This is a genomic window from Microbulbifer maximicatervae (SeqCode) (assembly GCF_052467955.1).
The window spans coordinates 2,607,176-2,632,619 of the sequence record NZ_CP174329.1; the positions used below are offsets into that span (position 1 = coordinate 2,607,176).

Consider the following 25,444-nt stretch of genomic DNA (forward strand, 5'->3'; position numbering starts at 1 on the left):
AGTCATACTGACTTCCCCTATAGTTTACAAGCTTAGAGTTTGCCATCAGCCCATTGCGCAAATGTTTTTCCCTCTTGGGCTAGCCGTTCCAGTAAAGGGGCTGGAGTCCAGTAGGTATCTCCATGCTGCTGGCGGAAAGTACATATTTTTTCGTAGATTTCCTTCAAGCCGATACTGTCGGCATAGTGCATAGGTCCTCCACGATGGGGCGGAAAGCCATAACCGTAAACATATACAACGTCTATATCACTCGGACGTTGGGCTATGCCTTCCTCCAGGATTTTGGCTCCTTCATTAATCAGCGCGAAAGTTAGGCGGTTTAGAATCTCCTCGTCGGAAATTTCCCGCCTTACAACCCCTTGGCTTTTAGCTTGGGCTTCAATGACTTTCAGTACTTCCGGGTCGCTGCTGCGAGCGCGAGTTTCGGGATCGTAGCGATAGTAGCCGGCTCCACTTTTCTGGCCCAGGCGGCCCATTTCAACCAGGGCATCTGCAATACAGTAGGTTTTTGGCTCTCCTCTTTCTGATTCGCTCAGGCCCTGGCGCGCCTTGTAGCCGATATCCAGCCCCGCTAGATCTCCAACGGCGATAGGGCCCATAGCCATCCCCCAAGACTGCATAACCGAATCAATCTGCTCCGGGGTTGAGCCCTCGATTAAACACAGCTGCGACTCTCTGCCATAGGGGCGCAACATACGATTGCCAATAAAGCCGTAACAGTTTCCCGCTAGTACGGGTACTTTCTTGATCGTTTTAGCGAGTTGCATGGCAGTGGCAATTACATCGTCAGCACTTTGCGAGCCGCGAACCACTTCGAGTAGTTTCATTACATTGGCAGGGCTGAAAAAATGCATCCCTATAACATCTTGAGGCCTGTTGGTTGCAGATGCGATTTGATCAATATCCTGGTAGGAAGTGTTGGTTGCAAGGATAGTACCGGGTTTGCAGGAGTGATCCAATTTGGCAAAAATTTCCTGTTTGAGCTCCATATTTTCAAATACGGCCTCAATGACCAGGTCTACATCAGCTAGGTCTGCGTAGTCAGTTGTGCCGGAAATCAACGAGAGACAATGAGTTTTTTGACCTTCTGTGAGTTTCCCTTTCTGCATGCTGATGGTGTAATTCTTGTCGATCACTGCTAGCCCTCGATTTATCGCAGTTTGATCGACTTCTACCAGCTTGACTGGAATACCGACATTGGCAAAGTTCATGGCGATGCCTCCGCCCATAGTGCCTCCACCGATAATGCCTACGCTCTTTATCTCCCTGGTGGGTAGGTCTTTTGGTAAGCCTGTGACTTTGGTTGCAGTGCGCTCGGCAAAAAATAAATGCCTGAGGGCGGCCGATTGGCTGGAGAGCAGGCATTCGATAAACAGGTCGAGCTCATTAGCAAGCCCTTTGTCAAAAGGCTGGTGAACTGCGGCCTCTATACAGGTGACAATATGTTGCGGTGCAAGCTGACCTCGTGATCTCTTTTCAAGGCGCTTGCGGAAATCATCAAATAACCCCTCAGGAATGCTGTCAGGATCTATTACCATGTCTCTGACTCGGCGCAGAGGAGCTTCATTTGTTATCAATTCACGGGTAAAGGCGAGGGCTCCCTCTAACAAGTCATTATCGATAACCCGGTCTATTAACTTCATACTTTTGGCTTTAGAGGCCGGTATTGGACTGCCTTTTGTGATTAATTCCAGTGCAGCGGCAACACCAGCCAAGCGTGGGGTGCGCTGGGTGCCACCGGCCCCTGGCAGTAATCCCAGTTTGACTTCTGGAAGCCCCACTTTGGCCGATGCTATTGCACAGCGGTAATGGCAGGCTAGTGCGACTTCGAATCCACCGCCGAGTGCCGTGCCGTGAATGGCGGCGATCACTGGTTTACAGGAGTTTTCTATTTCCTCAATCACTTCTGATAGGGCGGGCGCCTGTGGTGGCTTGCCAAATTCCGTAATGTCGGCACCAGCGATAAAAGTTCGGCCTTCACACACTAGCACCAGGGCTTTTGATGCATCACCTTGAGCGTTCTTAATCGCTCCCCAAATGCCCTCACGCAAGCCGTGAGAAAGGGCGTTCACAGGGGGATTGTTCAATCGAATTACACCGATATCGCCAATGAGTTCATAACTTACACTAGACATTGCTATCTCCAGATCTTAAGTGACAACTGTTCGGTCTCGGTTTTATTTACATCTAATCAGGTTCATATGCGTTCTATGATTACGGCGATGCCCTGGCCAATCCCGATACACATGGTGGCCAGTGCATAGCGCCCGCCGGTACGTTCCAGCTGGCGCAATGCTGTCAGCAAAATACGGGCACCACTGGCCCCCAGGGGGTGACCAACGGCGATGGCACCACCATTGGGATTTACCCGTGGGTCCGCATAATCAATTTCGAGCATTTTGAGGCAGGCCATAGCCTGTACTGCAAAAGCTTCGTTGAACTCCATTACATCCATATCCCCAAGCTCCAAGCCCGCCCGGGCAAGGGCTTTACGGGTAGCCGGTACCGGGCCCAACCCCATCACCCGTGGCTCTACTCCTGCAATGGCGCTGGCGAGAATTCGTGCCCTAGGTTTTAGATCCGCTGCTTGGCCGGCTTCGGTGCTACCAATAATGAGTGCCGCCGCGCCATCGTTGATGCCGGAAGCGTTGCCGGCAGTAACCACTCCATCTTCGAAAAGTGCGGGTAGGGCTTGAAGTCGCTCCAATGTTGCATTGGGACGGGGATGTTCATCTGTATCGATAAGAAGCGCTGGCTTCTTGCGTCCTTGGGGTACTTCGATGGGAATAATTTCATCGACAAAGAAGCCATCGGTACGTGCCGACTCGTATTTAGTTTGTGATGCCAATGCAAATGTATCGCACTCTTCCCGGCAAATATTCAGGTCTGATGCAATATTGTCTGCGGTCTGAGGCATGCTGTGGTTTCCATACTCAGCAACAATGTCTGGGTTGGTGAAGCGCGGGCCTAGGGTCGTATCTGCCAGTACCTGATTGCGATCAAAAGCACTGTTGGCTTTGGAGAGAACCAGGGGGGCGCGACTCATTGATTCGACACCTCCCGCGATAAATAGCTCTCCTTCCGAGGTGCGAATGCAGCGAGCGGCATCTGCTATAGCGGATAAGCCGGAACCACAAAGGCGATTTACCGTTATGCCGCCTGTGGATATGGGCAATCCAGCTAGCAGGCCTGAAAATCGGGCAACGTTGCGACTGTCTTCTCCCGCCTGATTGGTATTGCCCGCAATAACGTCCTCAAAATGTTGAGGGTTAAAATTGTTTCTTTCAGTCAGGGTCCTGATGACATGGGCAAGCAGATTGTCGGGCCGGATACAGGAAAGACTGCCCCCGTGGCGACCAAAAACACTGCGGCCGCCGTCATAAATATAGGCATGTGACATAGTGAAATTTCCGATATTGGAGTTCTAAATGCATTGAGTCATGCGGTAATTTCTTTTATTCAAACTCCAAAGCCACGGGTAAATTTTCCAGGGCTTCCTCTACATCGGCTTTACTGGAGGCTTGTTCAAGTTGAACTCTTGCTACCTGGCCAAGGGATGTATCGAAGTGGGCGGAAAACTTAGCGGTAATACTTTTTTCCTCTAATACCTGGCCTACGACATATTCGGTAGCGCGATTGCGCAGAGCCGGTTTGAATACTTTGGCTACAGCAGTGAGTGGAATCTCATCAATAATTTCCACGCGCTTAGGAATGGCTGCACGCTCAGAAATTTGGCTGCGGCAATAGTCAATGAGTTGTTCTTCTGTGGGCGGGTTAGTGGATGGGAACAGGGTAACGTAAGCTACTGGAACTTCTCCGGCATAAGCATCTGGTTGACCAACTGCAACGGCAATAGCAACGGCAGGGTGACGGGATAATGGTTCTTCGATCAGAGCCGGATCTATATTATGGCCGCCGCGAATAATTAAATCCTTGGCCCGTCCGGTTAAGAACAGGTTACCATCTCCATCGAGATATCCCATATCGCCGGTATTAAACCAGGACTTATCGACCCAGGCTTTAGCATTATCCTCTTCTGATAAGTAGCCAGAAAAAATATGTGGCCCGCGCGCGAGTACTATGCCCACCTCTCCTGTATTGCAGGTTCTAACCAGTCGGGTACCGTCTACTTCGGCAATTTTCATTTCCATATAAGGCAATCGCCGGCCAACGCTGCCTTCAGGGGCTTGCATATCGGTAGGAGGGCGAGCTAAAAGGCAGCTGGACTCCGTCATGCCGTAGCCATTACTGACAAGGACATTGAACTTCTCCTCAAAGGCATTCTTCAACCCCGTTGGCAGGGTGGAGGCTCCACAGCCAATATCTGTCAGACAGCTGATGTCATTGTCACCCACGGGAATTTGCAGCAATACACCGAGGATGGTGGGGACGGCGGCAAAGCCCTTCACCTGAAAACGCGCAACATGATGCCACCAATTTGGTAGGACATTGGGTGAGCGAAAACCAGAGGGTGTCATGATAACAATTGTGCGTCCGGCCAATAGGGTGCCAATACCCGCAACAACCGTACCGAAAATATGAAACAGCGGAAGTCCGCTCAGGGTAGCGAAGCGCCCTTTACTGGATGACGTATCAGCACTTAATTGAGCGACGAAGGCAATATTGCTGTGAGTTAAGCGGGCTATTTTAGGTCTTCCAGTAGTGCCCCCGGTGTGGAAATAACTAGCGGTTTCACTCCCCTGGATATAACGTTCACTCTTTAGATGATCGTCCGGCTGTTGGGATATAGCCGAGACAAAATTATCTGCGTGAATACCCGCTGGGACTGGAGTATTGCTAATTGGCTTTTTACTGATTAGTAACAGAGTTTTTAATGTGGGAACTTGCTCGAGAATTTGCGTTACTTTATCCCATATTTCCTCGCTAAGATCTTGGCCAAGAGTGACCAGGACTTTAGCCCTGGTGGTATTCATAATTTCGATTATATGTTCGGGTTCCAGCAACGGATTAATAGGGCTGGTAATACCTGCTGCCTGGCCTCCCCAAAGTGCAAAATGGGTTTCTGGCAAATTGGGTAGTAGTAAAGTCACTGTATCGGTTGGCTCAACACCGATGGAGTGAAGAAGATTGGCAGTCTGGTGCACTCGCTGGGATAACTCGGAGAAACTTACTTTAACCGTGTCTTCGTCAGGTGCGGCCGTTGGCAGGAATTCTATGGCTGAGTCATGTTGGTAGAGGCGGGCAGATTGCCGGATTAAATCAAAAGTGCTTTCCCAGGGGTATCGCTGCGAAAGGGGGACTTTTTCATACTCCCGAATTTCAGCAAGTGACTGCAACATTGTATCGGAGGATTGAATGGGCGTGATCGACATGGGGGCTTCTCTCACTTTGGTTATTATGGTGACGACCATAGCAAAAGTGAATACAGCATTCCACTCTGCGGAATAAGGTGTTAGTGTTTTACCTATTAAGAAGTGCCTAATGCATTTTTTAATGGAAAATGGCGCAAAAAAACTTATAAAAAACAAAGAGGCGCCATGTTGTTGAGGTTTTTCCTGTTTTATTTTTCGAGCTGTTGATTTGTGTGCCTATCTGGAGTTGATTGGCGCTAGAAATGCTCGGATTTTTATTTCCGATAAAGGTATTTTGCGCCAATAAATTAAATCGTTGGGATCGATTCAAAGGCAATTAAGTAACTTGTCGAGGTGAACCTGTTAAACACTAGTTCCGCCTGTACCGGGGATCTTAAAAAAAATTGCGTATTTTTGCTGCGCAAGATTGTGATAGAAGCAGTTTGTAGGAGCTGCTGTTCAATGCGCCGACTAATAAAGGAGCAGGCGAATGAATATAGATTTTTCTCCCGAAGAGTTAGCTTTTCAGCAGGAGGTCCAGCAGTTTCTCCAAGAGAAACTTCCTGAAGATATTAGAGAGAAAACCCTGAAGGAAATCCCCCTGGAGAAAGAGGATTTTGTTCGCTGGCAAAAAATACTCTATGAGCAAGGGTGGGCAGCTACGAATTGGCCGGTTGAATATGGAGGTACCGGTTGGACACCTACTCAGAAACACATTTGGGCAGACGAATGTGCTAACTATGGTGTACCAGAGTTGATTCCTTTTGGCTTAAAAATGGTTGCTCCAGTGATCTTTACCTACGGTAGTGAAGAACAAAAGCAACGATTTCTGCCTGACATCCTGGCAAGTAATGTCTGGTGGTGTCAGGGGTATTCAGAACCAAATGCTGGCTCAGATTTAGCTTCCTTAAAAACAACAGCTGTCCGTGATGGCGATGAGTATATTGTCAACGGCACCAAGACCTGGAATACCTTGGGTCACTTTGCAGACTGGATATTTTGTTTGGTTCGTACTGGTGGGCCTCAAGTAAAGAACCAGGCTGCTATCAGCTTTTTGCTAATCGATATGAATCACCCCGGTATTACGGTTTCGCCAATTATGACCTTGGGTGGTCACCATGAAGTAAATGAAGTCCATTTCAATAATGTGAGGGTGCCGGTAGAAAACCGTATTGGCGAGGAAGGGCAAGGGTGGACTTACGCCAAGGTTTTGCTAACCCATGAACGCACCGGTATTGCGCGGGTGGCAAAATCCAAGAAACGCTTACAAACGTTAAAGGATTTAGCCAAAGAGACCTGCGATGGAGAAAATAGTCTGCTTGAGAACCCGGCTTTTGCCCAAAAACTGGCCGAAGTTGAAATTGATCTCTTGGCCCTGGAGTTTACTGAACTACGTACGCTTGCGGCGGTAAGTACAGGTGGTGCCCCAGGAGCGGAATCTTCCATCCTTAAAATCAAAGGAACCGAAGTCGCTCAACTTATCGATGAACTGTATATGGAGACGGCGGGTTACTACGGAATGCCGTTTGTGAGAGAGCAGTTTAGGAGCGGGTTTGACGGAGAATGGGTGGGCCCCGGTATTATTGCCAGCAGTGTGCCTCGTTACTTAAATAACCGTAAATCCTCAATTTATGGCGGAAGTAATGAGATCCAGAAAAATATTATCAGTAAATGGGTACTTGGCCTGTAAGTGCAGCATCTAAAGAGGACTTGAGCGATGGATTTTTCCTACAGCGAAGAGCAGCGGATGCTGCAAAGCAGTGTGAGCAAGTTTATCCAGCAGGATTATGACTTTGACCGTCGTTGTAAAATAGTGAGTAACGATATTGGCTTCAGTAAGGAAAATTGGAAGCTATTTGCGGAACTCGGCTGGTTAATGGTGCCGTTTGGAAAGGATGATGGAGGCCTAGGAGGCTCCGCCGTAGACTTGATGGTGGTTATGGAGGAGTTTGGCCGAGGTTTAGTGGTTGAGCCTTTCCTGGCCAGTGTTGTTCTCAGTGGTGGTCTTATCGCTGACTGCGCTAGTGAGGTGCAAAAGCGAGAACTCCTGGGAATGTTAATGGAAGGCCAATTGCAATTGGCATTTGCTTTTACTGAGTCACAGAGTCGCTATAACCTTACTGATATAGCCATGACTGCGGTAAAGGATGGAGACAATTACCTCCTGAATGGACATAAAGCTGTCGTTCTAAATGGTGACGTAGCAGATAAATTCTTAGTTGCAGTGCGGACGAGCGGAGCAAAGCGAGATCGTGAGGGGATCACCTTACTACTTGTCGATCCTAATACAGAAGGGCTTCAGCGGCATGGATATGCCACTGTGGATGCACACCGTGCCGCCGAAATTAAATTCAATAACGTGAAAGTACCCATAGCTAATCTGATAGGGGAAGAGGGGGCGGCTTTAGGAGCTATAGAAAAGACTGTTGATAGAGCGACGTTGGCATTGTGTGCAGAAGCTGTTGGAGCTATGGAAAGGATCTATAAGAAGACAGTTGAGTACACTAAGACGCGGGAGCAGTTTGGTGTTCCTATTGGCAAGTTCCAGGCACTACAGCACCGCATGGTGGATATGTTTACTGAGTATGAGCAAGCGCGCTCAATATTGTTGATGGCTGCGCTACAGCTTGATAGCAATAACGGAGTTGCGCCTAAGGCGATATCCGCTGCAAAAAGCCGTATTGGTAAAGCTGCGCGGTTTATTGGCCAAGAGGCGATACAATTACATGGCGGTATAGGGGTTACTGAGGAGTTGGATGTAAGTCACTACTTTAAGCGTCTAACAACAACTCAGTACCTATTTGGCAGTACTGATTACCACACTTTACGATTTGCCAAGCTGTAAATCATAAAGTACTGACTATACGGCCAAACTCACTCTCTACTTGCCACTTTGCGAGGGCACACACATGGAAAAAGTTGTCGAGCACACCAGATCTGTGAGCATAGGTAAAGTAGAGGGTGTTTTTAAACTTCAAAAGGATGCATTTAATAGGAACCCCTACCCGAGTCTTCAGGAGCGCCTGGAAAGTTTAAAAAAATTAGAGCAATTGATCCTGGAAAACCAGAAATCCATAGCAAAGGCAATAAGCGAGGATTTTGGTAATCGTGCCATCCAGGAAACTAAAATTGCAGAGATCTATGGGTGCATCGAGGAGATTCGTTACACTCGTAAGCGCTTAAAAAGGTGGATGAAAATTCAGAAGCGTCATGTGCCTTTGCTACTTCGAGGAGTAAAAAATCGCGTATTACCTCAACCAAAAGGGGTGGTTGCTGTTGTTACCCCCTGGAATTACCCACTACTTCTATCTATTGGGCCCTTGGTGAGTGCGATATCCGCAGGGAATCGCTGTATGATCAAGATGGCTGCTAATTCGCGTGCCCTTTCTACATTATTACATCAGTTATTTAATAGATTCTTTTCAGAGGATCTGGTAGCTATTCTTCCTGGAGTGAGCGCTACGGAGTTTACAGCCCAGGCATATGATCACATGATCTTTACTGGATCTGGCAAAGTAGGAAAAGTGGTAATGCGGAGAGCTGCGGATCACCTAACTCCTGTGACACTAGAACTGGGAGGTAAGTCTCCAGCCATAATATGTGGCGACTTTGATGAAAATATTGCTGCGGAACGTATTTTGAGCTCAAAATTCTTCAATGCGGGCCAAACTTGTGTAGCTCCAGATTATTTATTGATTCCTGAAGAAAAACTTTCAGGATTCTTGGAATCGGCTAAGAGACTTGTACCCAAATGGTATCCATCTTTAAATTCAGAAGATTATACTTCGATTGTTGATGAAAAGGCGTTTAATAGGCTGAATACTTGTCTAACGGATGCTCTGGAGAAAGGGGCTACAGTTCTGCCGTTATTAGATGTTGAAAACAATAAGGGTTTGCAAAAAATTGCTCCCACCTTAGTGTTAAACCCGACAGAAGACATGAGTCTGCTACGCGAGGAGATATTTGGCCCTATTTTACCTATTCTTACGTATAGGAATCTGTCTGATACGATAGATTACATAAATAGTAAAGATAGGCCTTTAGCATTATATATTTTCAGTTCTAGCGGAGATGTTCAGGAAAAGATTATCAAAAGCACAATGTCTGGAGGTGTTTGTATCAATGACTGCGCGATGCATGTCTCCCAGGCAGACTTGCCCTTTGGTGGTGTTGGGGCGAGTGGCATGGGGCAATATCACGCTTATGAGGGTTTTTTGGAATTCTCAAAATTACGACCGATCTTTACACAAGCCAAAAAGTCAGCGGCGGTGCCTTTACGACCACCTTATGGCCAAAGATTTGATAAAATTTTCAACTTTCTACTGCGTTTCAAGCTGTAGCTGTACTGATTGAGAAGATCTGGAGTTTGAGTCGACTAATATCGGATTAACATAGCTTCGATATTACCTACCAGGTTTTTCAACAGAGGAGCTACTTCATTTTCTAAGTATTCCGGGTTAAGCCTAAAAGCGGGTCCGCCAGCATTAAAAGTATAAATATGACCCTGGCTTAAAGAGAGAGGTACTGCGATACCGTTGACATCGCGATTCCATTCGCCAAAAGAGCAGCAGAAGCCGCGCTGCTGGTAGCTGGTGACCGCTTCTTCAATACCGGCTTTGATCGTTGGCCATTGATCACCAGCTTTTTTCTCCAGGTAGCCATAAAAATATTCCCGTTCTTCTTGAGGGAGTGCTGCCAAAAAGGCTCGCCCGGAGCCGCTGGAAGCTATAGGTACGCGATTACCGATTTCATGGCGAAAAGTTGTGACATTTGCTGGAGCGCAGAACTCGACAAAAATCATATCCAGCCGGTCCCGATCAGAGAGACCAACAGCGGTACCAGTAGAATTAGCCAGATCCTGCATTAAAGGCTTGGCTACCTGCCTGACTGTAAGATTTGAGACAAAAGCATACCCAAGAGCCAGGACGCCACTACCCAGCTGATATTTCTCCATTCGATCAGAGTAGGTCAGATAGCCTAATTTGGTCAGGGTATAAGTCAGCCTGGAAACACTGGACCTGGGCAGGCCAGTGCGCTGGGCGATCTCCAAATTACCCAGAAAGCCATCGCCAGGTTGAAAGGCTCGGAGCACATCCAACCCACGAGCTAAAGCCTCAATAAATTTTCGATCTGGTTCGGTATCTTTTTTTCTGGGGAAGTCACTTAGGGAGACCATTGGTTTAGTCCTTCATGTTGAAGGTAAGTATACAAATTGTACTCCAAAATCTGAAGTAGGGAGTCAATATTTTAACTTCTATTCAGTTGAATACATAGATGCGACAAGCTTGATCTGACTTTAATAGTAAAATCAAGCTAAGCCTGGAGTTGCAATGGTACCTATGTCTAGAGAGGGTTAGGTAATGATGGCTACATATATGATCTATTGGCTCCATTGAACAAGTTGGTTTTGCTAAGTGGAAAGGTCACGTTGACTAAAATATTGGTATCAAAATAAAGGTACGAACTGATTCCATACGATCCTTATAGGTAAACCTTTGGCAATGTTCAAGGTGTTTTTATTGTGGTATTAATGTTTAGGATTGAGCTTTGATTGTAGAATGCGAGACATGCAATCGATATTTATTTCTTCAAGTGTTTAGGTCAAGAACGTTCTTTTATCCTTATAGTGTGAGTGTTTCGTGAGTGTTAAGTATAAACAGGACTTACTAAGCCCATTTGTGTCGACTTAATTTTTTGCTTAAATCAATTGGTTGCTTGTTCTTTAAGGTTAAGTAAAAATATCCGGCCAAATAATGCTGATTGTGGCGAGGTAATAATTTATCGGATCAGAGCTAATGAGCTAGCACCAAAGTATGATTTGAGAGGTGACAAAAATACTTTATCTGTCAAATTAAATTCAAAGATTACTCTCGGAATTTTAAATCTAGTGCATATGCTGCTCCCTATTTAATAAATACTGCAGGCCGGTTGTTAAATTTGATCGGTATGTAACTTGTTTCGTTAAATTATAAACAATGATTTGTTTTCTAGTCTGCTTTAGTTTCCTGTCTTTGTGATTGGGTATCAGGCCTTGCCTTTCAGAAGTGGAGAGCACAATAAAATATTTCCTGGGGTGTGATAAAGCATGACCGTAGTTGCTGCGCCAATATAATTTTCAGTGAGGCTATGGTTGCCCTGTAAATCATTAGCGTGATAAGTCAGATTTCAAGCAGGTCAGGTGAGTCAGGTAGGTCAGTTTCAATCGTGTTTGTTGGCGTCTACATGCTATATATTAGCTGCATAGACGGTCGCTGATTTTTAATAAAAATTTAGGGGTGTTTTATTTGATTTGGCTTGTAAATGTTCTACCACCTTTGGTGGTGTATGTTTATGCTGTTTAGGTTATATCTTTGATTGTTATACAAAAATTAATTGATTGGCTGGTATTTTTGGTCTTTAAAAATTGATAGCTTGGACGGTCGTGCCGTATATGTTTTTAAGGCTGTAGAAAATTAATTGTAAATATATATTTTGCTGTGTTAGGTTTTGTTGGTTCTGTGTTTGTAAATAGGTTATGGCTCTGTTTTTTGATAGGTGCTCTTGTGATCGATAAGGTTAGTGCTTTATGGTGTTAAGTTCTTGTCTCGTGGTTGGGGTTTTATCGTGAGGCTGGATGATTTTTACTTAAATAAATTTGGCTGTTTATTTGTTGGGCGGGTGTATTTTAGGTTGCTCTGTTTCTGTGTGCGAAAAACTATTTGGTTGAGCTGAGAAAATAAGAATGAAGCATTCCGTTTTAGCTAAAGGTTATTTACATTTTTTTCTATGTTTATTTTTGCTGTTTTTTATTGGGTCTTCCCGTTATAGCTATGCGTGGGACCCTAGCGGGATGAATTGGTACGACTGGGGAGATAAGGTCAACTTGTCTGTTTCTCCCTCAGGTATAAGCACTAGTGGGAATTTTACGGTCAAGGGAACGTCAAATAGTGATGTTGGATGGGTAGGTATAGGCATGCCAATGCCACCACCACTCGGTCCAGGGAATTGCTTTTTTTATGAAAGTCTGAATCAGGGTGTTTCCTGGAATTTGATATCTAGCAATGAATGTAATTCCAATGTGGGCCGGATAGGTTCTCTTGAGTTTTTTAATAAATCTCTAACGAGGGGCAATGGCAGCTACCAATATAAGTTGGAAATTATAACTGGGTGCAATTCCTATGGGGGATGTGGTGGCTGGCGTCAAACAGTGTCAATTACAGTTAATACTCTGGTTAAGCCAGCGAAAGCAGTAATATCTGATGTTCCAACCGAAAAAGAAGCAGCCAGTGGAATATATACGTTAGGATGGAGTAAGCCTTCTGGAGATGTAAGTAAATATATTTTAGAGGAAAAAGTTGGTAGTTCTGGAGCTTACAACTCTGTAGCTCTTGATACGCCGACTGCACTTTCATATACAACGAATACGGCCAGAGCTAAAGGGAAGACTTATTATTATAAGCTAAAAGCTTGCAATGAAATAGAATGTGCCGATAGCTGGAGTAGTGAGGTTTTCGTCAAAGTTCGTACAAATGAAAATCCTACTATTTCTCTATTAGATTCTCCACACGGTGAAACCCATCGACCAGACCAGCTGCCTACCCTTTATGCACAAGCTTCTGATTATAATGGAATTAAAGAAGTAAATTTTTATAGGGATAATGGGAGTGGCTCTGGAGAATATTTGGTGGGTAAAGCTACCAAAGATAATAATAAGTGTTCTGATTGCTTTAGGGTAAACTGGAATTCAAGCCCTAAAAGTAATTCGGTAAAACTTTGGGCGGAAGCGGAAGATAGTTTAGGAGCAAAAAAAACTACATCCAAAATATCTGTAGCAGTTTTAGATAATACAGCCCCATCAGCTTGGTTAGATTCTCCTCCTTCAACCATCGTACAGTTTGATAATGTGACCTTAACTGCACATGCTCTAGATGATGATGGAACAGTAGATTCAGTGGAGTTCTTGCTCGATGATGCTATTTTAGGGTTAGATAAAACAGCTCCTTATGAGTTAGTGGGTTGGACGCCTGACTACTCTGGAAATTTTCAGTTGCAAGTAAGAGTGACTGATAATGAGGGCTTAAGCGCGAAATCGAACGGAAGCCCATTAACGATCCTAGCTTTATCCCCTCCGCAAGCTCCTTCAATGTTAACAGTTGACGAAGAAATTGCGCCTATTCCAGATAATACTACAGGCAACTTTGAACTAGAGTGGAATCTGCCGGAAGGTGCAGAGTACTTTCGTTTACAACAATTACAGCAAGGTATTGATAGCGATTTTCAAGAAGTCTCCCTTTCTAACAATAAACTCCCCGGACATTATTTTTCAAACATGGCTGCCGGTGATTATAGGTTTCGGGTTTTTGCATGTAATAGAGCGGATTGCAGTGACCAAGCAAGTCCTGAAATTAGTGTATCTGTTGTTAAAGAAGAGCCGCGCTCACCTGCTGGATTAATTGCTACTCCTTACAAAGGAGTGCAAGTTTTCACAGGCAATTACGAGTTAAGTTGGAATGTATGGGATTCTAGTGGTGACGATATACAGCCAAAGTATTATCTGCTTCAGGAAAAAAATGGAGGTCCAGAAGATCCAACTGACTGGGTAACAGTGAGTAATAACAGCATAAATAATAATTATACGGTGATAGATAAACAGCCGGGTGTATATAGCTACAGAGTAAAAGCATGTAATGCGGTTGGATGTAGTGATTCCAGTCAGATAGTTTCTTTGACCGTGTTGTCCCCAAGGTTGACTGGAGCTGCCCTCTCTTGTGATGATTCTTGTATAGAAATCTTAGGACTAGGGATTGACCCTGAAGCATCGCTTGTGCTTTCTGGTATCCATAATCCAAGTATTGAGCAGACGTTATCTTTCTCTGATTTCGACAGTATTTCTTCTTCTAGAGTTAAAGTGGAACTATCTCCAAACAGTGACATTTACAAAGCTCTTTTTGAATTGGGTGTGAGGGCGTCAATAGTAAATCCAAACAGTAGCCGTGCCGGTATCACTATCTATGGGAATAGAGCCACGGAAATCATTGGGGAAACACAATCAGCCCCAGCACTTGGGAAAGATGGAACCCTTTATGTTGGTGCGGAAAATAATCTATTTGCCTTAAGTTCGATAGACGGCAGTGTTCTGCCCGCATGGCCATTTGAGACCGGTGGAATTATTAAGGCAACACCACGGGTTGATGGTATTGATGGAACTATTTACGTCGGATCGCTTGATCATAGCTTATACGCGATAACTCCTGATGCTAATCAGAAATGGAGATTAGGTACTGGAGGTGAAGTCATTTCATCAGTAGTAATTGATGAAGAAAGAAATCTGTACTTTGGGTCAATGGATGGATTTCTATACGCAGTTAATGCCCCGAATGGCTCGATTAAATGGACCTATCCAGCAGGTTCAGGAATTGCTGAAACCCCCGTTCTCGCGGGTGGAGATTTGATATATTTTACTACAGTTGATGACAGTCAGATCTATGCGCTTCCGCGTAATAACTCAGGTACGGGAAAAATTATTTGGGAAAGTGTTGATGATAGCTTGCTATGGGAGGAAATCGGAGATTGGTATCCAGACTTTTCAAAGAAAGCAGAATTCCTGGCTGTTGCTAGATTGTATCGTGGGCTGTTACAACCCCCTTTGTCGTTAGACAAGAAGGTATTAACTTTTTGGACTTATCAGCTAGTAGGTAAATCTGTCAGCAAAGTTGATATCGCGGAAGCGTTTCTTAATTCCAATACTGGTAAGAGTAATTTCCCTCAAACGCAAAGCAATGAACGTTTCTTAGAATCGTTATATGAACGGATATTTCCCGGTCAATCTCAACCGAACTTCTTGTGGGGGGGGATCTCTTACAGTCATCAAATGCTCCTTGATATGTTAGCAAGTGGGTACTCAAGGGGACAGGTAGCGACTTTATTTACTCAGTCAACGGAATATACCGCCCAAACCAGCCAATTTTTGGGGCTGAGCTTTGATTATTTATATGATCAAGACTATAGCTGGGCAGTAACTGAATGTGATGATGGAGATGAGTATACACGGGATTGTGATGGCGATGGATTACCGGATTGGTGGGAAATCCTGTTCCTTGGCACCACGGAATATGATCCTAGTGATGATCCAGATGGAGATTTCGTAACAATTGGTGACGCGTTTGACCGAAACCTAAGCCCCTGCGCAGCTGGTTGTTACAATGGTATTCCTGATGAGCCACCGTTGCCTGCTGAGGCTCCCGCAATCAGTACTGTCGAGTTGAGAGACTCACAATCAATAGGCTTTCTTGCTGGCGATTTTAAAGTCAGTGAGACTGGCGCATCTACTTACTCTATCCCCATAGAGCTTCCCGTTGGAACAGCCGGTGTGACCCCTGAATTGGCACTCTCTTATTCCAGCCAACGAGGCAATGGTTTAGTAGGACAAGGCTGGAATATTGATGGCCTGTCATCAATTGCTCGTTGCCGACAAACATTGTCTCAAGATCAGAAAAATAGTGGGATATCCTGGGGACAAGATGATCGATTTTGTTTAGATGGAGCAAGATTAATACTTGTTTCAAATCATACTTATGGAGAGCCTAAATCCCAATATAGAACTGAGATTGATACCTATGTATTGATAACGGCCCATGGGGGTATTACTGGAAGCCCTCTTTACTTCACTGTTGAGGGTAAAGATGGGTCTATAAGATATTATGGGCATGGAAATAAATCTCATCAAGAATATAGTGGACTTGGAACGTTGAGTTGGATGGTGAGTCGTTTTGAGGATAGCGCTGGGAATGGGATTGATTACATATATGCTACAGATAAAGGCCATCGTATTCGTGAAATACAGTATGCTTTTGCAGGAGGAGGGTTGCCTGAAGCACGAGTAGCATTTGAATATGAAGATAGAATGGATGTGGTTAATGGGTATTACGCTGGAGCATACTTTTCTAGTGAAAAACGTTTAACTGAAATTAGTATATTGGGATCTAATGGGGAATCTTTACTTAGTTATGAATTAGACTATTTAGATACAGGACATGATTATTTAAGTAGAGTGGAACGAATTAGGAAGTGTTCGAATGGGTTTTGCCTGCCGGATACTGTTTTTGATTGGCACCTATTAAATAGGGACTTTGACCCAGATTATTCAAGAGCAATCACACTAAGTAGCCAACGAGATCGTACGGCACTATCACCTCGCCCATCCGATATAAACGGTGATGGGAATATGGATATAATTTGGCAGGAGCCAGACTGGGATGATGATGGAAGAATTCACGATCAGTATTTTAAATATGTTCTTAGTGATGGTAATGGATATGGAAGTGAGAAGTTAGCCTTCAAGTATGGAGAGGATCTATCTAGCCCATATCAGTGGGAGATGATTGATTACAACGCAGATGGCCGTTCGGATTTGGCTATCTATGTTCGAGAGCGCGGTCATTGGGTACTCCATATCAGCCAGGCCGACTCGATAAGTGGTGAATGGAGCTTACCTCCTTCGTCATTGCAGCCATTAGAACTTCCTATAACAGAGGAAAATACTCGCTTTATTGACATTAATGGAGATGGATTGGTTGATGCGGTTAGCGCAAGTGGATATCGGCTTTTACAGCGGGACACAAGTGCATCGGAGTCATCAAGAATCTTCTATCATTTCGGCGATCATGTTGACTGGAGCATAGTTGGCCTCGAATCTTGGTCAGGGATTGATGAAACTCGAGAAAGCACTTCACTTTATTTGGATCCGCAGGCATTGGGTGACTTTGATGCAGACGGACAAGTAGATCTAGTGCTGGTTAATACCAAACAAAAGTGGGATTCGGTAATTGACCCGATTACACGAGAAGCACCAGAGCTAGAGTCGGTGCATGCTCGTTTCTACCTGGCGCTAGTTAAAGATAGCAAATTAATACTGAATCAAAAGTTATTTGATTTTCAGCAGTCTGATGGTTTTAAAGGGGATAGTAGAAAATTTGAGGCTTTGCCAAATGAAAGGCATGGGTATCTTAATAAATCCATGCAAACTGTCGATATTAATTCAGATGGGATCGTTGATTTATTTATTCGGGACGAAAATCAAGTTTCGTATCAACTAAATACCGGTATTGATTTTGGGGGATACGTCAGCTTAGGGAGTTATGAGCAAGAGGATGATTTTAATTGGTTTGATTTTGAGGGCGACGGAGATCTGGATTTAATTATCAGGCAGCCAGGAAAATATATGGGGAGCTTATATTTGAGGCGCTGGGAGGAAAGGTCAAACAAGTATTTAAGCCCAGAGACATTTAAACATTCATATATATTTCCGGAAGGAAAGGATTTCTTCGTGGATATGAATGGTGATGGCGTTACTGATCATGCCGAGTTCTTGGGTAATATTCTTCATTTGTACTTGTCGCCAAATAGTAAGGTGGCACCAAATGTTATTAATGAAATCACCAATGGACTTGGAGCAAAAACCACGATTGAATATAGCTCTACATCTTCGAGTGCACACTATGCTCAGTTAGCAATTGGAACTCAGTTAGATAATTACTGTGATGAAGAAAGTAATAATTCTACTATTACTAAGGACTGGTGTTTAACGTATAAAGCATCAGATCTCAACGGTTTTTACACGGCTACTAACGGCGATTGGAGTGAAGATAATACACTTGGGAGATCTTCTGTGGTTATGGATATGAAGGGCCCCCAATTCCTAGTCACTCGTGTAGAAAGTACGGCTCCAGCCGCCGGTAGTAGTCCGGGTCTGGTCGATATTACCGCAACTAGCGCTGTTAGCTATTTTTATGGTCGGGGGCGAATGCAAGCGGGTGGGCGAGGCTATCTTGGCTTTGAAAAAGTGCAAACGCTAGATGAGCAGTCTGGTGTTACGACCACAACGACTTATCGTCAGGACTTCCCGTATATCGGTTATCCGGTTTTTACGGAGCAGCGTACGCGGGAAGGTATGTTGATGAGTGAAGCAAAAAATAACTGGAATCTTAATGGATGGCAGTCAAATTGGCCGCAGATTTCAATATCCAATGGCACAGCTGCTCTTGGAGCCTTACAGCCTTATATTTCTGAAAGTATAGAAAAGGTTTATGAGTTCAAAAACAACGGTCAGGTACAAGGGCAGCTTCTAAAAACAGTAACTACCGTAAATGAACAGGATGAGCATGGCAATGCCAAGCGTATCTATGTTGTTATCGATGCGCCTAGCGGGAATAATTTTTCAACAGAAACATTAAATGAGTATGGTGAAGGCCAGGAGATTAGCTTTAATAACCCTGATCACAACCTTAGTAGTTATGCTGAATTAGGGCGTCTCACCAGGACAGAAGTTATTCATAGTCGAGTTGAAGCTGGTGAATCTCATCAGGCGACACGTAAGAGTATTTTTACTTATTATGATAGCGGTAGTGAGGCGGGGCTACTGCGAAGCGAAGTAGTTGAGCCAGATAATGGTGGTTTTGATTCATTGGATTTACGACTAACTAAAAATTACAAGTATGATCATTATGGTAATAAGATTCTGGTCGAGCAAATCGCAGATAACGAAGAGAGCCGCCTGCAACGGTGGATTTACGATAATGGACGTTTTATAGATCGAGAAGAAAATAGTTACGGCCAGACGATCATGGCTGTGCTTGAACGTAATAGTATTGGTCAACCAACGCTGATTACAGATATCACTGGAATAGACACGTTTCTTTCCTATGATGCTTTTGGGCGTCAAATTCTAGAATACAATACAGCGGGTGCCCACAAAATTAACCTGCTTGCTCCAGCGGGGGCGCAGTGCCCGACTAGCGCCGTGTATCAGGCTATTGAGCGTGTAGCGGGTGGTGGGCAATCTATTGTATGTTTCGATAGTCTCACTCGAGAAGTACGCAAAGCTAATATTGGTTTTAATGGTGCCTGGAACTATATAGATACTGAGTACGACAAGCTGGGGCGTGTCCAGCATAAATCAGAGCCCTACCAATCTGGTAGTGCGAGTTACTGGACAACGCAGTTTTATGACTTATCCGGAAAGGTGATAGGTTCAAATCTGCCAGGCATTAGTAGTTCAAATGGCACAACTTATGACTTGGCAATGCTATATGATGGCTATACCGCGATTACTATAAATCCTAAAGGCCAGGTTCACCGAGCGACAAGTAATGCGGTTGGAGAAACCGTTCGAGTAGAAGACAATCTTGGGAATGTACAAGTATTCAAGCATGACGCCCAAGGTAACCAGCGATTTGTAGTAAACCATGGTAATAGTTCGCGAAATATAGTCACGGAGATTGAGTATGACCTGCTAGGTCGTAAGGTATTAATGTCCGACCCGGATAAAGGTATCTGGTCCTATCGTTATAATGCGTTTGGTGATTTGGTTCAGCAGACAAATGCAGAAGATCAAGGGGTGGTAAATCACTATGATCGTCTTGGACGCTTGATCGAACGAGTTGATATAGATGCTAACGGAAATCCAGTCGAAACCACTCAGTGGCGCTACAATAATAATTTACAAGCAGATGAATACGGTACTCCACCGGCAGCAATGAGGGAAGTAGAAGCTTTTAATTCTGGCTACATCAAGTTATATGGCTACGATAATCTAGGTCGACCTAACGAGACAATAACTAGTTTTGCGGAAGGAGATGATTATTTCGAGAAAAGTAATTACGACCAATATGGTCGAGCTTTCCAGATATTTGATGCTGGCGGTGTTGGCAACTGGGAAAGTAGTGCAATTCAGCATAAGTATAACGAGTACGGTTATCTCGAACAGGTTGTAGATGCTGAGCAGTTAAATCTTGCCACTGCTGAAGAGTTTTATACGGTACTTAAAATGGATGCTCGGGGAAATGTGACCGAGTACGTGACAGGTAATGGAGTTATTACAGAGAAGACGTTTGCCCCAGACACTGGGCGTCTTACCAACCAAGTTGCGCATGTTCTCGGGGTTCAAACTATTCAGGACCTCACATACTTTTGGGATGATTTAGGCAACCTTAAATACCGTGAGGACCGTAGTGGCGATAAAAATCTGCGTGAAGATTTTGTTTACGATGAATTGAATAGACTGAAACAATCCCAAGTCAGTGGGCGGGATACACTGGAAATGGAATATGACGATTTGGGAAATATTATCTATAAGTCAGATGTTGGCGAGTATCGTTACGGCAATGAATGTGCTCAAGCTTTTGGACCTAACGCAGTATGTGAAACTACGGATGGGGTCAGCTATGAATATAATCGAAATGGTAGCATGATCAGTGATTCTAGTGGACGTTCATTAAGGTACACCACTTTTGATAAGCCTTCGGAAATCACCAAGGATGGTCATAAAACTGAGTTTTTGTATGGTCCAGAGCGTAAGCGTTACCTTCGCAAGGATATCGCTAAGAATGGGCAAATTACTGAAACCCGTTATATCGGTAATGTTGAGAAAGTCACTCAAGGAGGTAATACCGAAATCAAGCGTTATTTGCCTGGCGGTGCACTGGTAACGATATCTTCTACGGGACGCCAGAGTCGCTACATTCACAAGGATCACCTTGGGTCTCTCGATGTAATTACAGATAGCTTGGGACAGATTGCAGAGGATGAAAATGGAAACAAACAGCAATTTAGTTTTGACGCCTGGGGCCAGCGCCGCAGCGCATTGGATTGGGGAGCTCTATTGAGTTCTGAGCTTACTGGTTTTGCTACAGAGATAACGACTCGCGGTTTTACCGGCCATGAAATGCTGGATCAAGTTGGCCTAATCCACATGAATGGTCGTATATACGATCCACGTTTAGCAAAGTTTCTACAAGCAGATCCCTTTGTGCAAGAACCGAATTATAGCCAATCCCACAATCGTTACGCTTATACTTGGAATAATCCATTAAATGCGACTGACCCAAGTGGATACGTAGTGCAAATGTTTGCGGCAGCTATGCTGGTTGCTTTTAAGGCAAAATCACTTTGGGTTATTGCCGTTGTGATGGGGGCAGCTGCATTTACAGATGCCATGCTGCAGGGGGCCAGTTTTAAAGATGCTGTGAAAAGTGGTCTTATTGCGGGGGTTTCTGCAGCGGCATTTGCAGGTATCGGTCAGGGTCTTCAAGCTAATTATGGTGGGAAATTTGCCGCTGGATTAACTAAGGAGGGCTTTGCACTAAAAGTTGCCCTTCATGGATTGACAGGCGGTGTGATGGCTGAACTTCAAGGTGGGAGTTTTGGTCATGGGTTTGCTGCTGCTGGTTTTACAGCTTTAGCAAGTAGCTTTAATAATTCTAAATTTATAGGCGGTGGTGGCTTTAGTTGGACTCGAGTTGCTATTGGAGCTGTTATTGGCGGTACAGTATCTAAGATTTCTGGAGGTAAGTTTGCAAATGGCGCTGTTACTGGCGCATTCAGTCAAGCATTTAATAATGAAGTTTCTGAGGAGATTACAGAGGAAGTAGTACGGAAACAAAGGCTAAAAATAGTAGAGGAAGCGGCAAAACTAAAAGGACAATTAAAGGGAGAGCCTGATTTTCAAGGTAGGGGGGTGGAGTATTCGCTAAAATGTAACATTGCGGTTGATGCTGCGTTAGAGAATGCAGGTGTAATTGATCCAGTCAATCCACATACGAAGATTCATCAACCTTTTGCAAACGATTGGGCAAACGCTTCTGCTGAAATGAATGCATTTTTTGAAAAAAATGGATGGGAGATAGTAAATGGTGCGCCAATGCCAGGAGATGTTGCTGCAGTTTCTTTTGGAGGCGATAGAATAGGCCATGTTGGTATATATGCGGGAGATGGGAAGTATTGGAGTGCTAACTATGATCAAGGTATGCAGTTGAAACGTTGGGGTAGCTCCTATACCGAAAATGCAGTGTACCGTCGCTGGGTTGGTACAGGAGATTAACTGATGAAAAAGTCCATTGTTTTATACATGGTAGTGCAATTTTTTTCAGAGTTTGTCTATGGCGGCGACGTAGACGAATTTATAAAAAAAATATCGGAAATCCCAAAGGAGAATGAACAATCTTCAAGCCTTCTAACTGATGTCACTGCTATAAACTCGGAGGAGTTTTCAAGGATCGTAGAAAATCCCCTCCGATATTATCAAGTGGCTAAAAAAATTCTGAGAGAGCCTTCTGTTAGCTCAAAAGTAAAGTCTGACTCTACCATAGTTGGATTATGTCTTCCTAGTGCTGAGTTTGAAAGGTACTTAAGTCTTACTTTTTCTCTGTACAAAAGTAATGAGATTGAATTAAATGTTTTAGAGGCTCTAGTGATAGTTCCTTTCAATTTTGAAAACGTCAACAAGTCTAGGATGGAAAACAAGAAGGTCCGGGCTTTATATCAGAAAGTTCTACAAGAAAAAATCAGTTCAAGACTTTCTAAATATATAGGCTTGAGTCTCAATAAGAATTTTCAGAGTGATAGTGAGGTTGGGCGCTTGTCTGTATGTAAATAGTATATAAAAGTGGCAAAGATTACTTTTAGTGTATTAGAGGAAAAAATGTCGCTAGATTGGTGTTGAATGAAGAAGCTCGGGTAATTGAGATGCCATCTGTTTCTGGTGGGTGGGATGATGTATCTGCGCTCTCCGAAGGAAGGTGGAAAATAGTGAAGTACACTGGTGCGAATGAAGGGTATTGGGGGTATTATTTTTCTTCATTTAAAGTCGATGGAAATAATAACAATCAATTTTTACATAATGGTTTTTTGATGAATGCTCTTCTTTGGGTTTCCTTGGTTAACAGGGATGCCATGGTAGTATTATGACTTGCCCAACCAATCTGCTTGATTATTAAACTGTAGTAGCTCGATGGGGTACTTTGAGAAATTGGATAAGGTTTAGATCTAGTTCACCCCCCCCCCTCATGCTAAATACATACAACACATGGAAAGCGCAACCTCTATCGAACTTGAGAAATGTGCTTAAAGAAGTTTCCGGTTGGAGTTTACCACAACTGTGTTAATGTCATGATTGGTGATTTAGTTGGTGGTTTTTAATATTTCTCCATTTTGGGGTGTATTTTGTCTCGTTAGTAGCTTGTGCATGCTTGCATGGAGTCGCGTTTTCTGTCTCTATGTTATAAAGTTGTCTTCTGGAAAATAATTACAATTATCTATGGTTGAAAATTAAAATGACCGATCTGTGTCCGTTTTTAATCTGGCTGTGGAAAGTAAAAGTGTTGCGAATTTTAATTTTGATTTGTGGGTTAATCTCAAGTCCTATTGTAGCGTCTGAGTCAAGTCCTGCTATATTATTCGATTCTCCACTAGATAACTCCCTAGTGACAAGCCGTTTTCCGGATTTCAGTATAGAGCTGGAGAATACCCAAGGTCTGTCTGATCTCCGTCTAAGAATTGGCAGAAATGGCTTACCTGAAAGCAACTGTTTGATCGATGAAGATTTGAGTATGGCTTTTTGCTCTTTGGCGATTAGCCTTTCTGACGGCTGGCAATCTATACAAGTCTGGTTGTTTGATGGCAGTGACCTTCTAGATGAGATTGAGATCTCCATAGCCGTAGATGAAGATAATGACAAGATCCCAAACCACGAAGATAAATGTTCAGGAACACTAGATCCACTAGCCGCAGATTTAGATGGATGTAGCCCTATTCAGCTAGATAGTGACGGGGATGGTATATCTAATGTAGATGAGTTTCTTCAGATATTACCGGCAATAAATATGCTTCTTGCCTCTTCCGATCAGGTGCCTGAAGTGCCTGAACCCATAGAAAATGCGATCGAGGATGGATTATTTTTTGAATCTCCAGTTCATAAGTCATTAGTTAGTACAGATAAACCGTCACTAAGATTGAGGGCTAGTTCTGGTCCGGATTTAGATGGCGCCTTATTGACAGTCTCTGTGGCGGGCAATGATGCCGCCTGTAGTTTTGACACCACAACTGGTGTCGGTAAATGTGAATTAGCTCATTCTATTGGTGATTATTGGGTAGATGTCGAAGCCAGCCTATTTAAGTCTGATGTCCTCATATCTCGTAGTGTTATTTCAATCGCGGCAGATTTTGATGAGGATGGTATTGCAAACTTTGAAGATCACTGTTCATTTACCAAACTTCAAGAGCAGGCAAATAGCTTGGGCTGTGGCCCTTCTCAAATTGATTCAGACTTTGATGGGATTTATGATTTAGAAGAAATTGCAGTTGGTAGTGATCCATTTGATATGAACAGCTATCCCGCAATAAATATTGATTTTTTCACAGCCTTGCCAGAAATAGTTTCACGGGCAGGTGATAGTGTTGGGTTGAGTTGGTCTGTTACTGGGGCCACTTCTATTTCTTTGAGTAACGATGCAAATGATTTGTCTTTTAGTCAGTTGTCTAATGAAGGGACCGCGCGTGTTGCTCCTCAGTTCGCTACAACGTATATGATTTCAGCTAAGGGACCAAGTGGTAGTGCTAGTAAAGAGGTTGGAGTTTCCGTTTCGATTTCTGTACCTGAGAACCAATGGGATGAGTCCCCCATAGATCAAGTTGAAGATGCAATTAGTGCCTCGTTAACTGTTACCGAAAATGGAACGGTATTTTTAGGAGCTTTTGATAATAATTATTATCGATTCACACCCAGTGGTGATCTAGATTGGACTTTGGAAAACCTCGGAATAGTGATGAATAAAGCTGCAACTTTTGGTGGATCCATTTATGTGGGTGCAAACAATGCTTCTGGTGGGAGTGTTGTTGCATTGGGAGCTGATAAAACTACAAAGTGGAAGAATGAAATGGCAGATGGAGTGATTGCGGGTCCTGTACTTAATGACGATGGAAGTGTCCTCTATGTTGTCACTTATAATGGCTCTGTATTTGGTCTAGATACAAATAGTGGTGATGAAGTTTGGAGTTATCAGTTGCCGGAAAGCGAGACAATTAGCGCTACCCCAGCACTTAGTGAAGATGGATCTATCTTATTTGTGCACGGAAATACTCATAATGTATATGCGCTAAAGGTCGGTACAACCTCGTCGATGATGTCACAGAATTCTCAGATGATGCTTAATAGTGATTCAGCGGGTGATAACCAAATGCAAATAGATGGGCCATTAATTTGGCAAAGTGATATTGGTTTGGATGATGAATGAGTAGGATTAACTGGGTCGGTTTTAGCTAAGACTTTGTTTTGACGTTTGGGCAATGCCATCAAATCTGGCAGTTCTCTTTGTCAATAA

The 25,444-nt window shown here is 43.9% G+C and carries 11 protein-coding genes; 7 read left to right on the forward strand and 4 right to left on the reverse strand.

The features are described from left to right. Positions 1-32: 32 nt before the first annotated feature. From ACJJI5_RS11285 to ACJJI5_RS11295, 3 genes are all read right to left on the reverse strand, one after another. Positions 33-2,135 (reverse strand): 3-hydroxyacyl-CoA dehydrogenase NAD-binding domain-containing protein, encoded by a 2,103-nt coding sequence (locus tag ACJJI5_RS11285; RefSeq protein ID WP_445354029.1) that lies wholly within the window; start codon positions 2,133-2,135, stop codon positions 33-35. A gap of 62 nt (positions 2,136-2,197) precedes the next feature. Then, positions 2,198-3,400: a 3-oxoadipyl-CoA thiolase gene (locus ACJJI5_RS11290; protein ID WP_445354030.1), complete on the reverse strand. Its 1,203-nt coding sequence runs from the start codon at positions 3,398-3,400 to the stop codon at positions 2,198-2,200. A gap of 55 nt (positions 3,401-3,455) precedes the next feature. After that, positions 3,456-5,333: an acyl-CoA synthetase gene (locus ACJJI5_RS11295; protein ID WP_445354031.1), complete on the reverse strand. Its 1,878-nt coding sequence runs from the start codon at positions 5,331-5,333 to the stop codon at positions 3,456-3,458. A gap of 469 nt (positions 5,334-5,802) precedes the next feature. Here ACJJI5_RS11295 and ACJJI5_RS11300 point away from each other — a divergent pair, with 469 nt between their 5' ends. From ACJJI5_RS11300 to ACJJI5_RS11310, 3 genes are all read left to right on the forward strand, one after another. After that, entirely contained in the window at positions 5,803-7,002 is a 1,200-nt protein-coding gene (locus ACJJI5_RS11300; protein WP_445354032.1) for an acyl-CoA dehydrogenase family protein, read from the forward strand. A gap of 27 nt (positions 7,003-7,029) precedes the next feature. Continuing rightward, complete coding sequence (locus ACJJI5_RS11305) at positions 7,030-8,157, forward strand: acyl-CoA dehydrogenase family protein (RefSeq protein WP_445354033.1); 1,128 nt, start codon at positions 7,030-7,032, stop codon at positions 8,155-8,157. Between the two features lie 64 nt (positions 8,158-8,221). After that, on the forward strand, positions 8,222-9,652 hold the full coding sequence (locus tag ACJJI5_RS11310; protein ID WP_445354034.1) for a coniferyl aldehyde dehydrogenase: 1,431 nt from the start codon (positions 8,222-8,224) through the stop codon (positions 9,650-9,652). Positions 9,653-9,687: 35 nt separating this feature from the next. Here ACJJI5_RS11310 and ACJJI5_RS11315 read toward each other — a convergent pair whose 3' ends face one another. After that, complete coding sequence (locus ACJJI5_RS11315; protein ID WP_445354035.1) at positions 9,688-10,488, reverse strand: IclR family transcriptional regulator; 801 nt, start codon at positions 10,486-10,488, stop codon at positions 9,688-9,690. A 1,545-nt stretch (positions 10,489-12,033) separates the two neighbouring features. Here ACJJI5_RS11315 and ACJJI5_RS11320 point away from each other — a divergent pair. The 4 genes from ACJJI5_RS11320 to ACJJI5_RS11335 all read left to right on the forward strand — a co-directional run bounded on the left by ACJJI5_RS11320 (position 12,034) and on the right by ACJJI5_RS11335 (position 25,357). Further along, positions 12,034-22,167 carry an RHS repeat-associated core domain-containing protein gene (locus ACJJI5_RS11320; protein WP_445354036.1) on the forward strand — a complete coding sequence of 3,378 codons (10,134 nt, stop codon included), beginning with the start codon at positions 12,034-12,036 and terminating at the stop codon, positions 22,165-22,167. Between the two features lie 3 nt (positions 22,168-22,170). Next, positions 22,171-22,722: a hypothetical protein gene (locus tag ACJJI5_RS11325; protein WP_445354037.1), complete on the forward strand. Its 552-nt coding sequence runs from the start codon at positions 22,171-22,173 to the stop codon at positions 22,720-22,722. A gap of 62 nt (positions 22,723-22,784) precedes the next feature. After that, the gene (locus tag ACJJI5_RS11330) at positions 22,785-23,033 is read left to right on the forward strand and encodes a hypothetical protein (RefSeq protein WP_445354038.1); all 249 of its coding nucleotides are present in this window, start codon (positions 22,785-22,787) and stop codon (positions 23,031-23,033) included. 365 nt (positions 23,034-23,398) lie between these two features. Beyond that, positions 23,399-25,357, forward strand: a complete 1,959-nt coding sequence (locus ACJJI5_RS11335) for a BamB-related PQQ repeat family beta-propellar protein (protein WP_445354039.1) — start codon at positions 23,399-23,401, stop codon at positions 25,355-25,357. Positions 25,358-25,444 lie beyond the last annotated feature (87 nt).